This window comes from Pseudomonas sp. MDV22-iso1 (genome assembly GCF_058145095.1).
In genome coordinates this window covers 1-13,115 of the sequence record NZ_JBYVMF010000013.1, presented here as the reverse complement: position 1 = coordinate 13,115, position 13,115 = coordinate 1, and the positions used below count along the sequence as shown (strand labels likewise).

The 13,115-nt window shown below is 56.8% G+C and carries 15 protein-coding genes; 5 read left to right on the top strand and 10 right to left on the bottom strand.

Going from position 1 to position 13,115, the window contains the following annotated elements; all coding sequences use genetic code 11:
- Positions 1 to 169: 169 nt before the first annotated feature.
- On the top strand, positions 170 to 598 hold the full coding sequence (locus tag AC3ZVB_RS15945; RefSeq protein ID WP_459729987.1) for a Sir2 family NAD-dependent protein deacetylase: 429 nt from the start codon (positions 170 to 172) through the stop codon (positions 596 to 598).
- Positions 599 to 791: 193 nt separating this feature from the next.
- Here AC3ZVB_RS15945 and AC3ZVB_RS15940 read toward each other — a convergent pair whose 3' ends face one another.
- The 8 genes from AC3ZVB_RS15940 to AC3ZVB_RS15905 form a co-directional block, all read right to left on the bottom strand.
- Complete coding sequence (locus AC3ZVB_RS15940) at positions 792 to 1,685, bottom strand: LysR family transcriptional regulator (protein WP_490147078.1); 894 nt, start codon at positions 1,683 to 1,685, stop codon at positions 792 to 794.
- A gap of 81 nt (positions 1,686 to 1,766) precedes the next feature.
- The gene (locus AC3ZVB_RS15935; RefSeq protein ID WP_490147077.1) at positions 1,767 to 2,819 is read right to left on the bottom strand and encodes an alpha/beta hydrolase; all 1,053 of its coding nucleotides are present in this window, start codon (positions 2,817 to 2,819) and stop codon (positions 1,767 to 1,769) included.
- Between the two features lie 49 nt (positions 2,820 to 2,868).
- Positions 2,869 to 3,813, bottom strand: coding sequence for an alpha/beta hydrolase (locus AC3ZVB_RS15930; RefSeq protein WP_490147076.1), 945 nt, complete (start codon positions 3,811 to 3,813; stop codon positions 2,869 to 2,871).
- 124 nt (positions 3,814 to 3,937) lie between these two features.
- A complete protein-coding gene (locus AC3ZVB_RS15925) occupies positions 3,938 to 4,714 on the bottom strand; it encodes a carboxymuconolactone decarboxylase family protein (protein ID WP_490147075.1) in 777 nt (258 codons plus the stop codon).
- Between the two features lie 223 nt (positions 4,715 to 4,937).
- Positions 4,938 to 5,405, bottom strand: a complete 468-nt coding sequence (locus tag AC3ZVB_RS15920) for a (R)-mandelonitrile lyase (protein WP_490147074.1) — start codon at positions 5,403 to 5,405, stop codon at positions 4,938 to 4,940.
- Between the two features lie 59 nt (positions 5,406 to 5,464).
- Positions 5,465 to 6,457 (bottom strand): aldo/keto reductase, encoded by a 993-nt coding sequence (locus AC3ZVB_RS15915; protein WP_150688132.1) that lies wholly within the window; start codon positions 6,455 to 6,457, stop codon positions 5,465 to 5,467.
- 24 nt (positions 6,458 to 6,481) lie between these two features.
- A complete protein-coding gene (locus AC3ZVB_RS15910) occupies positions 6,482 to 7,072 on the bottom strand; it encodes a flavodoxin (RefSeq protein ID WP_490147073.1) in 591 nt (196 codons plus the stop codon).
- On the bottom strand, positions 7,069 to 8,058 hold the full coding sequence (locus tag AC3ZVB_RS15905) for an aldo/keto reductase (protein WP_150688130.1): 990 nt from the start codon (positions 8,056 to 8,058) through the stop codon (positions 7,069 to 7,071). Before AC3ZVB_RS15905 ends, AC3ZVB_RS15910 begins: the two co-directional genes overlap by 4 nt.
- Positions 8,059 to 8,379: 321 nt before the next feature.
- Here AC3ZVB_RS15905 and AC3ZVB_RS15900 point away from each other — a divergent pair, with 321 nt between their 5' ends.
- The 4 genes from AC3ZVB_RS15900 to AC3ZVB_RS15885 all read left to right on the top strand — a co-directional run bounded on the left by AC3ZVB_RS15900 (position 8,380) and on the right by AC3ZVB_RS15885 (position 11,735).
- Positions 8,380 to 9,357 carry a nuclear transport factor 2 family protein gene (locus AC3ZVB_RS15900; RefSeq protein ID WP_490147072.1) on the top strand — a complete coding sequence of 326 codons (978 nt, stop codon included), beginning with the start codon at positions 8,380 to 8,382 and terminating at the stop codon, positions 9,355 to 9,357.
- Between the two features lie 117 nt (positions 9,358 to 9,474).
- Entirely contained in the window at positions 9,475 to 9,954 is a 480-nt protein-coding gene (locus AC3ZVB_RS15895; protein ID WP_490147071.1) for a nuclear transport factor 2 family protein, read from the top strand.
- Positions 9,955 to 9,957: 3 nt separating this feature from the next.
- Entirely contained in the window at positions 9,958 to 11,022 is a 1,065-nt protein-coding gene (locus tag AC3ZVB_RS15890) for an LLM class flavin-dependent oxidoreductase (protein WP_490147070.1), read from the top strand.
- On the top strand, positions 11,019 to 11,735 hold the full coding sequence (locus tag AC3ZVB_RS15885; RefSeq protein ID WP_490147069.1) for a hypothetical protein: 717 nt from the start codon (positions 11,019 to 11,021) through the stop codon (positions 11,733 to 11,735). The genes AC3ZVB_RS15890 and AC3ZVB_RS15885 overlap by 4 nt, the downstream gene beginning before the upstream one ends.
- A 439-nt stretch (positions 11,736 to 12,174) precedes the next feature.
- Here AC3ZVB_RS15885 and AC3ZVB_RS15880 read toward each other — a convergent pair whose 3' ends face one another.
- Together AC3ZVB_RS15880 and AC3ZVB_RS15875 are read right to left on the bottom strand one after the other, a co-directional pair.
- A complete protein-coding gene (locus AC3ZVB_RS15880; RefSeq protein WP_459729999.1) occupies positions 12,175 to 12,426 on the bottom strand; it encodes an AbrB/MazE/SpoVT family DNA-binding domain-containing protein in 252 nt (83 codons plus the stop codon).
- 76 nt (positions 12,427 to 12,502) lie between these two features.
- Positions 12,503 to 12,784 carry a hypothetical protein gene (locus AC3ZVB_RS15875; RefSeq protein WP_490147068.1) on the bottom strand — a complete coding sequence of 94 codons (282 nt, stop codon included), beginning with the start codon at positions 12,782 to 12,784 and terminating at the stop codon, positions 12,503 to 12,505.
- Positions 12,785 to 13,115: the final 331 nt, after the last annotated feature.

Below are 13,115 nucleotides of genomic sequence, written 5' to 3'. Positions count from 1 at the left end.
ATTTTTACCTCGCACCGCATCCCGGTTGCGGGGTTTTTTTAGAGTGAGCAAAGGTTTGCCTGCTGACGATCTTAACTCGGCTACCGGCGGTTAGGAGGGTAAGGATGAGAAGTTACCGCCAGGCCCGATGATTGTTGATGATCTCCATGCACGAGCCGGCAGCTAGGATGTGGTTCATCCACATGGCAGCCTGCATTCGCCTCGGTGCATCGAGTGCGGGCTGGCGCATACGTTACCCCTCCCGCCTGACGCGCTGCCGGAGGATGGACGTCGGATGGAGCCGCCGCGATGCAGTGCCTGCAACGGGTATGTTCGACCTGGTGTAGTTTGGTTCGGGGAGATGCTGCCTGAGGACGCATGGAGCGTAGGTCTCGCAGCTGCAAAGGGTTGCGATGTTTTCCTTTCGATTGGTACGTCCGGGATTGTTTACCCGGCTGCGGAGCTTCCGATACGTGCTTTGGGTCACGGTGCGACGGTCATTCATATCAATCCTGTGCGGTTCGATATCAGCAATCAGGAGCACTTTCTCGAAGGCGCTGCCTCGGTCGTCATGGAGAGAATGTTTCTCGAGGCCTTCGGTGACCTTCCTGCCTCGTAGTTCGTGGACGTTTCACATTACTTCTGCTTTGGGCTTGCCCCCTTCGGGGTGCGGCTGGCGTGAAACCAAACCCTGACTACGTCAAGTTTTGGCCCTACGGGCTTTCATTCTCAAGCCTTTGGCCCATCGTGGGCCGGCGCGCTCCGCTTGCGCTGTAGGGGCACGCCATAATTAGGCAACCCCTGCCCATAGCTCATCGTTTATAAACTAATGCGTCAACCACAACGCCAAATGCGGATGAATGCTCACGTCTATTCGGATAGTAAAGATGGTAGCCCGCGAAAGGCTGGCACCAATCTTCCAGAACCCGCACGAGACTGCCCCCCGCTAGTTCGTTGGCGACCATGTCTTCTGGAAGAAACGCCAAACCACATCCCGCCACAGCCGCACGCAAAATTGGCACGCTGCTGTTGAATGTCCACTGCCCCTCTACGCGGGCCTTGAGTTCGTGCCCGTCCTTTTCGAAATCCCACTGCATGAGACTCCCATGAGTCGGGAGACGCAGATTAATGCAATTGTGCGCGGACAGATCCGCTGGTTCCTTGGGAATTTGCCGCCCTTTAAAATATTCAGGCGAGCCCACCACTGCGATTCGCAACGATGGCCCAATTGGTACGGCAATCATATCCTTGGCTACCTGTTCGCCCAGACGCACACCCGCGTCATACCGCTGCGCGACGATGTCGGATAGAGCGTAATCGACGGTGATTTCGACCTTGATGTCCGGGTAGTCGGGCAGCACTTTCAACAGCTTTGGCCAGAGAATATTGTTCGCTGCATGCTCGGACGCCTGGATGCGAACATTGCCGGCAGGAGTGACGCGAAACTCGCTGACGGCGGCCAGTTCCAGTTCGATTTCGTCAAAGCGCGGCGCCATCGATTGATAAAGCCGCTGACCTGCCTCGGTTGGTGAAACGCTGCGGGTGGTGCGCGTCAAAAGGCGTACCCCGAGCCGGCTTTCAAGTGCACGCATGGTGTGACTTAACGCCGACTGCGAGACGCCCAACTGTGCAGCGGCACGGGTGAAACTGCCCTCGCGGGTGATGGCCACGAAGGCTTGCAGATCATTGAGATTAGCGCGGGACATTGATGAGAGCCTCTCATGAGGGACGCGTGATCATTCCATGAAAGCAGGTTGCGCACAGATGCGCGACCCTCAGAGACCTCATTACAGGGTGCGAGCGTAAAACGTCGTCAGTTTACCAATTGCGGCGTCGACATAGCGTGGCACCCAATAGGTTTCAATATGCGTGGCGCCGTCGAGGATGAACATTTCCTTGTCCTTGGTGCCGGTGGCTTTGGGGAACGTATCCTGGGTCATGTACAGGCTGTCGGCCTTGCTGCCGGCGATCATCAGCAACGGTTGGTTGATCAGTTCGATATGGTCGGTGGCGTCGAAACGCATCAGATCCAGCAGGCTGCTGGTGGTGTATTTGAAGGTCGAGTTCGGGTGTGCGTGGGTCTTCCAGTAGTATTCGTAGCCTTGGCGATACAGCTCGAAGGGCAGCTTGGCAATCTGTTCATCGGTGAGGTTGGCATCACCGGAATACAGCACCGCACCACCGGCTGCTTCTTGCGCACGTGCCGCCGACGCCTGCTGCAAACGTTGTTGAATGCTGTCCTTTTGCGAGTCGTTATAGCCGTTGCGACGCACCAGGCCCGAGTTGAACATGCTCACTGTCGCCAGCGATTTGAAGCGTTTGTCGGTTTGCGCCGCAGCTAATGAGTAACCGCCACCACCACAAATACCGAGCAGGCCCAGGCGTTTGTCGTCGACGCCTGCAAACTGGCTGATGAAATCAGCCATGCCGTGGATGTCTTCAATGCGATACGAGGGTTTATCGATGCTGCGCGGTTGACCACCGCTGGCGCCCTGGTACGCCGCGTCGGCGGTTATGGTGATGTAGCCCTGTTCGGCCAGACGTTGGGCGTACAGGCCGGCGACTTGTTCTTTCACACCACCATTGGGGTGCGCGACGACCACTGTCGGGAAGGTCTTCTTCGCATCGTAATTGGCCGGGGTGTAAACGTTGGCGGCGATGTCCAGACCATTGAGCTTGTAGCTGACCGGGTGGATGTTGACCTTGCCCGGTTCGTTCCTAGTGATCGCGTCGTCATAGGCCAGCGTGAACGGGTTTTTTTTGTAGTCGGCGGCCAAGGCTTCACCGGTAGATAGACCGACCAATGCCGACATGAGCGTGGCTTTGAGAGTGTTTTTCACGTGAAACTCCTGAGCAATCAAAAGGGAGGCAGTCGAAAGAAGGGGCGGATCAGTCCAGCTGTTTTTCTTTGAGGAATTGCGACACCAGATCAGCGATCTGCACGTTGTTCAGATCCGACATGGGGAAGTGGGTATTGCCGTTGATGCCGGTCTTGGGCAAGTGGATCAGTCGTACATCGCCACCGTGCCGATTGACCGCGTCACGCCATAGCCGGGCCATCTTCAGGCGAGCACGCCAACTGTCCTGAGCAGGCAGGTCGACGGCCTGTTCCGGGATGTTGTCGCCGTAGAGGATCAGAATCGGAATGCGCGTAAGAGCCATGAACTGCTCCATCGGCACCGCTGCGCCTTGCACCGTGTCGAACGCGCTGGGGATCGGCGCCGGCACTTCACCTTGAGCAAACACGAAACTGCTGCCCGGTTCGAACGCCACGATGGCTTTGACCTTGTCGTTCTTGATCGCCGTCAACCAGCCTGGCCCGCCACCCTGAGAGTGTGTAAAAAGGATGCCGGGGCCAATATTGTCAAAAATCGCCGATACGCCATCAGAGACCACGCCCATATCAAACGGCCCGGTGTTCGGCGTCATTGCCCGGAAAAACTGCTCGCGGGTCTGGGCATCCTGTGCCACTTGCACGCCGTTGAAGTAGTTGGGCCACAGGCCAATGCGGAACTGGTTGAACCACAGTTGTTCGTCCGGCGTCGGCTTGATTGTGGTCTCGACCATGCTGCGCCCGGCATCACCACGCCGTGGCTGATCGATCAGATAAACGCCGTAGTGACGGCGCAGAAAAATGTTCTGAAAACCCTCGCGGCCATCGGCGGTGGTTTCCCAGGTTTTGGAGAACTGACCCGCGCCATGCCACATGACGATGGGCAGTTTTCGCGCATCGACCGGGATTTGGTAGAAAGCGTAGGCGTGGTCACCGTGATAGGTTTGGCCGTCGGGCGTCATTGGTTTGCGCGGGTTGAACGTACCTGGTGCAGTCGTCATCGTTCCGCCAGCGGCGAAGCTGCCTTGCTTTTCAATTATCAGTGGGCCGGAACTATCGGGTTGGTTTGCGCAAGCTGCCAAAAGGCTAAGGAGGGTGATACCCAACAATTTTTTAGCGGTCATTTTATTTCCCCGAAGCTGCGAGGGCTTGAGCCAGCGCTGTACTCGCACGCTCGGCGGTCTGGGCATCACCGTGCTTTTTCAATAAATCGGTCACTTGACGCAACTGCGCCGCGCTGAGTCCGACACGAAGGCTCGCCAGCATGTGCGAGCGGAGTTGCGATTCCACGCCCGGCGTCGCTGCCAGCGCCCCGACGGTGGCCAGTTCGCGGCTTTGCCAGTCGAGGTTGTCGCGCTCGAAGATGTCGCCGAACAGGTGGGTTTGCAGGAACTGGTTGATCACTGGCGCGAATTCGAACACCGGGCCTTTGACCGGGGCGCCGGAGATCTTCGTTTGATTCGCCGTACCCGCCGCCAACAACTCAGCCCCGACCGGAATCGCCCGGCTTGGTTCGCGTCCCGGCGCATCTGCAATGCCGCGTTGTTTGCGTGCCTGCACCACCGTCATCAATTCGTTCAAGGCATTAAGGCTGCGTGGGAAACCGACGTAGGCGTAGAGCTGCACCAGAATTTCCCGAGTTTCGCTGATGCTCAGGCCCGCATCGAGTCCTTGGTTGAGGGCTGCGTTGAGGCTAGGCATGTCGCTAGTCGCCATAAACGCGGCAATCAGGGGAATCGCTTGCTGTCGGGTCGACAGTGATTCTGAGCTGGCGGATGAGATCGTCACGGTTTGCGATGCCTCGGCGGCTTGAGTGGTCACGCTGAACATCGCACCAGCGCTCAAACAGAGTATCAACAGTGCGGAGAGGGCATTGGTCTTGCTTGCGTCACTGGTCATCATGAGGCTCTATCCATGGCGAGTCGTTGCGGTGTTGCTGGATCGTACGGAGGAAGTTTGGGACGATTAACCCCGATATTGCGCAAGGACTCCTGAGCAGAACTCATGAGTCGGCTGAGAGATGCTAGTTGAATACCCTTCGCACCCCGCAGAAGCGGGCCTTGAAGGTGATGTAATGGATCTCTGCGAAGGTGTCAGACAAGAGCGTCCGACACATTTCGTAACTTCATTCACCAGCGTATTGCGCCTCAGAGACTTTTTCCGCCCAAGTGACAGTCTTGCCTTGCTCGGCTTCAGCAATCGCTATGTGCGTCATGCCGTTGCTGACCGTGGCGCCATGCCAGTGGCGAGTATTTGGCGGAATCCAGACAATGTCTCCCGGACGAATTTCCTGACGCGGGCCACCCTCTTGCTGCACGTAGCCGACACCAGCTGTGACGATCAGCGTTTGCCCGAGTGGATGGGTGTGCCACGCAGTTCGAGCGCCGGGTTCGAAGGTTACCGTGCCGCCGCCGATGCGTGCTGGCAGTTCTCCCTTGAACAGACCATCCACGCGCACCGTGCCGGTAAAGTTTTGCGCCGCCCCTTGGATCGAGGGCTGTGAGCCATTCGGTGTTACGCGGATTTCGCTGGCGGCTTGGGCTTCTCCGGTCATGAGTGATAAAGCAACAAGTGGTGCGATCAATCGGTTCATTGGATCAACTCCGGTCAGGCAATGAAGCGGCTCCATACACGGAGCCGCGTTGGGCAGACTCAGAGTCCGGTCATCTTCAGCGCCGACTCCGGCAAGCGTTCACCGTGCACTTGAATTTGGGCCATCTGCTGGTTGATCACGCGCAGATCGTCATTCGTCAGTTGCAGTTCAACCGCGCCAAGATTCTCTTCCAGCCGATGTTGTTTGGTTGTGCCAGGGATCGGCACAATCCACGGTTTTTGCGCCAACAACCATGCGAGTGCCACTTGCGCCGGCGTGGCATTTTTGCGTTGCGCGACGGCTTTCACTACATCGACCAAAGCCAGGTTGGCCTTACGCGCCTCAGGAGAAAAACGGGGGACAAAATTGCGGAAGTCACTCGCGTCAAATTGGGTGTTCTGATCGATCTGCCCCGTGAGGAAGCCTGCGCCAAGTGGACTGAACGGAACGAAGCCAATACCCAGTTCCTCCAGTGTGCCAAGGAGCTCCTGTTCCGGGCCACGCCAGAACAGCGAATATTCGCTTTGCACCGCCGTCACTGGCTGCACCGCATGTGCCCGGCGAATAGTTTGCACGCCCGCCTCGGATAGACCGAAATGCTTGACCTTTCCCTCGGCTATCAAATCCTTAACGGCGCCGGCCACGTCTTCAATCGGCACCTGCGGATCAACGCGGTGCTGATAAAACAGGTCGATGCAGTCAGTACGTAAACGCTTCAACGATGCCTCTGCCACAGCGCGTATGTGTTCCGGGCGGCTGTTGGTGCCGCCGCCACGTGCGCCAGTGATCAAGTCAATATCGAAGCCGAACTTTGTGGCGATCACCACTTTCTCGCGGATCGGCTGTAAGGCTTCACCCAGCAGCTCTTCATTGGCGAAAGGGCCATACGCCTCAGCGGTGTCGAATAGCGTGACGCCTTGCTCGTGCGCCGAACGAATCAGCTTGATCATGGTGGCTTTGTCGGCTGGTGGCCCGTAGGCCGAGGTCATGCTCATGCAGCCTAGGCCGAGTGCGGAAACTTCAAGGCCGTTGCCCAGCGTGCGGATTTTCATAATGTCACTCCGTAAAGAATTCGATTAACCCGTGATGGGGTGATCGCTCAGCCAACCGTTCACGCGCTCGATGGTCTTGCGCTCCTGCTCCCCCTCCATCACAAAGCCGTCCAGCACTTTTGCTTTCGGTGCATGTTTTATGAGAACGCTGCGGCTGTTGCCCAAGCCATAACCGCCGTGGGTGTTGAAGGGGATGAGGATCTTGCCGGTCAGGTCGTGAGCACTCAAAAAAGCACGGATGATTGGCGGCGCAGTTTCACCCCAGATCGGAAAACCGAGATAGATCATGTCGTACTCATTGACGGCGCGAACCTTGCTTTGCAGCTCGGGTTCGAAGCCTTCGTCACGCTCCTGACGCGCCTGTTCCACGGTTCGCAGATAATCCTCGGGATATGCGTGGGCCGGGCGAATCTCGAAGAGGTCGGCACCAAGGCCGCGTTGAATCAGCCCGGCGACCACGCGTGTATTGCCTGAGCGAGAAAAGCACGCCACCAGAATTCGAGAGCCTGAACGCGGTGCTTCACTGGTGGTATGCGTGTCAGCAAGCGACAGTAGTGGCGCGCTCGCAAGTGCGGCGATGACCGTACGCCGCAGCGGGTCGTGATCGTTGCTCATCGCCCGACGCGTTCCTTGAGTGATTCGGGATAACGCTCGCCTTCGATGCGGATCTGCGCCAATGCAACATCAATCGCTTTGAGGTCGCCCGCATCGAGCGTGATGTCCGCGCCGCCGAGGTTTTCTTCAAGGCGATGCAGTTTGGTCGTTCCCGGAATCGGCACAATCCAAGGCGCCTGCGCCAGTAGCCAGGCCAGCGCGATCTGCGCCGGGGTGGCTTGTTTGTGCGCGGCGATCTGCCGGATCAACACCACCAGCCCTTGGTTGGCTTGCAGCGCCGACTGGCTGAAACGCGGGACGATGCTGCGGAAATCGTCACTGCCGTAAGTGGCCTCTGCCGATACGGTGCCGGTGAGAAAACCCTTACCTAGCGGGCTGAACGGCACGAAGCCAATACCCAACTCCCAAAGTGTCGGCAAAATCTCCTTCTCAGGCTCGCGCCACCATAAGGAATATTCACTCTGCAGCGCTGTGACCGGTTGTACCGCATGGGCGCGGCGAATAGTTTGCGCACTAGCCTCCGACAGACCGAAGTGCTTGACCTTGCCTTCACCAATTAGATCTTTTACTACACCGGCGACGTCCTCGATGGGCACGTTTGGGTCAACCCGATGCTGATACAGCAAATCGATGTAATCGGTTTTCAATCGACGCAACGAACCTTCAACGGCGAGTCGAATACGTTCGGGCCGGCTGTCCAAAGTCTGCTTTGTATTGTCGGCGCCGACGGCGAAGCCGAATTTTGTGGCGATCACGATCTGATCGCGAACTGGCGCCAGCGCTTCGCCGACAACTTGCTCATTGAGATAGGGGCCGTAAAACTCGGCGGTATCGAAGAACGTGACACCTAGATCAACTGCCGAGCGAATCAACGAGATGGCTTGCTGGGTATCCGTGGCGGGGCCGTAGCCATGGCTCAAGCCCATGCAGCCTAAACCCAAAGCTGACACTTCAAGTGAACTGTTTCCGAGCGTGCGCTTGTGCATTTCGATCTCCCGACGTTTAGCGTGGGGGGAACAGTAAGCGAGCTTACGAATATGGACTAGACGGGTAAATCGGCAAAGGTTAGTGAGATGTGCTCATGAGTCTCAATAGGGATGAAAAATACATTTATTGGGTTGTCCTAAGTTTAAGCAACCATTTCGCTGTGTCAGATACATCCTTCACACCGACGGCATCGATCGACACATTCAAACACGAGCGGCAGTGATATTTCATCCTGCGAAGCTAAAATGTTTGGAATTGATCCTAGATTATCTTTCATTCGAACATCATTAAAGTGATGGCTCTACTGATTTGGAGCTGTCATGTCCTTTCCCCTCATTGAAGCAGAGGCACGTTCGGCGTTGACCTCTGTGATGGATGATTTTTTCGCCGCTTGGTCGGACGGAGAGTGGCACACGCTCACCCCAGTGCTGGCCAAGACCGCCATGCTGAAAAGCAGTCAGCATGGCGAAGGCAGGGGCATCGCCGATTGGCGCCGTTTGCTGGCCGCCGACGCCTCAGCCCTCTTATGGATGCGTACCAGCAATCACGCGATTGTAGTCGGTAGGAACGGGCAGGCAGTTGCTAGCGCCTATGTCTATGGCCTGTTCGGCCGTGGTCAACAACGTTTGCTGTTCGGGGCCAGTGTGGTGCTTCGGTTCCAGTTCCATGGGAATGACGGCCGCTGGATGCTGGCCAACGCCCGCATTAATGTGAACTGGTGCAAAGGTGACCTGCCATTAGCAGCGCATTGGCGCATACCGCCGAGCGACGCGGGATGGGAGTTAGGCGATGTCCCGCCGATGATCGTAAGTGAGCTGGATTCCCCATGGGCATTGATCGGCAATGCTCTGCCGCAAGCCGATGCGGAAGTTGCCGTGCGCGAGCTCTATAGCAAATATTCTTGGGCTATCGACCAAGGCGACATCGCATTACTAAGTGATTGCTATACAGATGACGCGGCAGGTGGCTTCGCTCCGATCGGGCCCTTGCAGGGGCGTCATGCCATTGTCGGTCAGCTCAAAAGCTTTCGACGGCTTTGGCCATGGATGCAGCACTTCGCCGATGTGGTGCGGCTGGAGATTGAGGCCGATGGCCGGCATGCACAAATGATCGTCGCACGGATCATCCCGGAGCGTCCGGTCGATGCGCAGGGACACTCGCTCTATGGCGCCCACTACCAGATCCGCGCGCGACGCGAAGACGATGGCCAGTGGCGTATCTGCTGGAGCGATTACCGGCCAGGTTGGTTTACCACCGCAGAGGCCCCGGCATTCGAAATTGGCGTCACCCTTGCCTGATACCCAGCAATACTCATGAGCGTCCGTCATCGGGCGGCGGCTCACCACAAGCGCTAAAGCAAAGGGGATTATCTGATTTTCCCGCTAACCATTAATTAACTACAGAGGTTACTTACCATGGACATCAATCTCAAAGGGCTGCTTGATCGTGAAGAAATTCGCAACCTCAGAACTATTTACGCGCACCACTTGGACAGCAACAACATCGCCGCACTCGACCAGGTCTTCTCCGCGGATGCGGTAGTGGAGGTCACCGTCGGCAAGATGGAAGGCATCGACGCCATACGGGTCGGTCTGAATGAAGCATTCAAGCTGTACGATCGGGATCATCGGGGAAGCTATCCCTTCATGCATGCGATCACTAACCACTGGGTCAAGCTCACTGGGCCGGATACCGCACTAGGCCGCTGCTATTTGATCGATTTCGAAACCGCTTCAAAGCCTGACCCTAATCCGTTGCTGCTGCTTGGCATCTACGCCGATGAGTACCAACGTATTGACGGCGAATGGCGCATCACCCACACCCGCCTGGAAGTCGTCTGGCCAGCAAGCAACACCAGCGATGAGCAGGCAGTTGAACAGGCTAAAGGAGCGTGATCAGTGTCGAAGTCGATGAAGCTTAGCATTCTGGATTATTCCCCCGTCGATGAAGGTCTTCTCCCGGTCGATGCACTTGCGGCCAGCGTACGCCTGGCACAGTGTGTGGAAGAGAAAGGATTCAAACGGTTTTGGGTATCGGAGCACCATGGCGCTCCGGCTACCGCCAGCAATTCGCCGGAAATACTTATGTCGCGTATCGCTTCGGCGACTAAGGCGATCCGGGTGGGCTCCGGTGGCGTGCTGCTGCCCAACTACAGCAGCTTGAAGATTGCTGAGAACTATCAGCTCCTCGAGGCACTGTTCCCGGGCCGGATCGATCTCGGATTCGGCCGTGCTCCGGGCGCCGACCGTCGTACGAGCATGGCGCTCAACGATGAGAAGAGCGAGTCGATTCCATATTCCCGCAAGGTTTCCGATCTGCTGGGCTTTGTCACTGGACGTCACATGCCAGGTTCGCCGTATGCGGGTATGCGCGCACATCCCGAGACCCGCGATAGACCTCAACCTTTTGTGCTTGGCGCGTCTGGTGCGACAGCGGAGATCGCCGCGCAGGCAGGCCTCGGCTTCACCTTCGCCCACTTCATCAACCCGCGCGGTGACGGCCCTCTAGCGGCCAAAGCGTACCGTGCTGCGTTCCAACCAAGCGACTTTTCCCCGGATCCCTCGGTTATCGCGGCGGTCTTTGTGGCGGTCGGTAATAGCGAGGCCCAGGCTAGGGAATACGCCGACGCGTTCCACCTCTGGCTTACCTATGCGGAGAGCGCGAGCCCGTTTGAACGGATACCTTCGCTCGCCACCACTCGTGACCATCGCTGGACGTCTGAAGAGCTGGCTGTACGCGAGCGTAATAAGGGTAGGCTCATTTCCGGAACGGCCTCCCAGGTCGTTACCCAGCTTCGTGGTCTAGTGGACGCCTACGGCACTGACGAGGTGATGATCAACCTGATGATGCCAGGTGAGTCGGCGCGGTTGAACGCCATCAATGCTATTAGCGACGCGATGGATGAGATTGGATCTACGCCGGCCGCTGCCGCTGAACAGGAGAAAGCAGGAGCGCGCCCATGACTGGAGCATACATAGTCACTCAGCCGCCGATTACAGGTCGGCATCATGTCGCACTTCACCTTGCCCATCGATGGTTCGCGTTTCTGGAAGCGCCAGGAGGGGAGCTCGACGCACATCTGACAATGTTCCACCCGCAGGTGCGGCTATCCGGCCACCGAGGGAATCACCTTTTTGCGCGCGACCATGAGAGCCTCGTGGCCTGGTTCGCCGCCGTGCCCGATGTGATCAGTTCTCATCACATTGTTCATTCCAATTATTCGACCGCCGAAAACGGAGACGGCTTGCTGAGCATGGTTGTGGCGTATCGGGCGCCCGGCCAATTGGATATGCATGGATCAATCATCAGCTACGAGACGCGGATCGAATTCGCAATGGGTGACCCACGTTTCAGTGCGATCGACAAGACGCCGATCCTTCCCAATAGGAGACTTGAGTACGAGACCTCTTGGTCGACTAACCGCGTGCTGGCATGGGTGCATGCCGAGCTTGGTGGCATCACCGATTCAGATGGCCAGTTACGGGTCGCATTGGGGAGTGACGTGCGGCAGGTATCCGCTCTGGTGACTGCCCCGGAGGGAAGTCGTGCATACGAGGCACTTGTGTCCGGCATTGGTGGCAATCCCGCTGAGCTCCGAGCCGTGCGCTTGAAACTCAACGATGACGTCAGGACGACTATCCCAACGGTCAATATGGTGCAGCCAATTGCTCTTTAGTGACGGTGATTGTGGAGTCGGCTAGAGCAGCAGAGCAGCTTCAAGACGAAGTGCTTCGTCAACGATTGCTCAACATGATTCGCCTGCGATCCACGTCTCCTGTTAATAGTTCTCCACCCCTGTGACCAGATGATCGCTCGCAAGCCAGACCCTACTGCATTCGGTTAAGGGTGTATGTGTTTCAACGTTCGCCCCTGATGCTTCGCTGATCGAACACATTTATCCAAAGTCGTAGTGAAATATCAAAACGACGCTGGTAATGTCCCGGCCACGTTCGTCAAACCATTAAGGGATGGAGGCGAAAATAGAAGCCCTGGAGCCGCGAACCTCCGGGGCTTCGTTTTTTCTAACCGAGATGCTCCCGTTTCGATTTGAAACGTTCGGGCTGGCCATGCAAATGGGATGCTTTCTGGACACGCCAGAAGGTCGACGAGACGAATCACGCAAGCGAATCGCGGCGGCCTGATTTCTCCCAAGCGTTGCCATGTTGTCCGCTATCCCAGGCTTCAGTGAGCTCGTCTACTCGATCCGCAATCTGAGGCGTTTTTGATAGGACAAGGCAGCGTGTATTGCCGACAAACTCCTCTATCAAATACAACGAGTCGCCGACATCAAGCTCGAGCTCCTGCAGCGCCTCATCGGGAATTCGAATCGCACCGTCACCAACCCATTCTTCGATCATGATTTTCATAGGTGGCTTTTTCACATGTGGTCTCCGTTGCTATGAGCCGGCAAGCAGTTCCTGCCTGTAGATTCTCAATGGCACCTTACAGATCCGGATAATCATCAAGCTTAAGGCTAGGAGCGCCTCCATCTTCCGGCTCGCGCTTAGGCGTATGTATCACTCCAGCTTCGGCGTCTGCACGCATCTGCTCGAGCTCCTTGTGAAACGCCTTGTCCTGAACCGTGGGTTTGCTGGTATACGGTTTTCGGTCAGGTAAAGGCTGGGCCGCATAGGTCGTTACAGCGTCAGGGGCGTGCTGCAGTTTTTCTTGGACTTGCGATTCCAGCAGTGCACGGAGCGCGTCTTTGTCGGGACGGTTAAGCAATTTTTTACTCCTAATTGGCAGTCAGCGATGGGCTCATTGGATGGAGAAAGATGGGGCGCCCAAGCCTTAGCTGCAACCGCCTGCGGTGAATGACTTTATCAATTATGAAAATAGCAAAAACAGGACGTATGTCTCAGTCTAAGGTTGGGTGCCAGCCTCAGTTTCGCAAGGCTGGGTTTCAACGAGAAACAACTATTTGCAGTTGCCCTCCTTTCGATATCCGGCAGCCTGGGCCTCAGATTCAGAGTCAAAAGTTACTTGGTTTTTCGCAGACACCTGTAGTGGTCTAATGAAACCGGACACCCATTTAGGTGAGAATGCTCGCCAGATC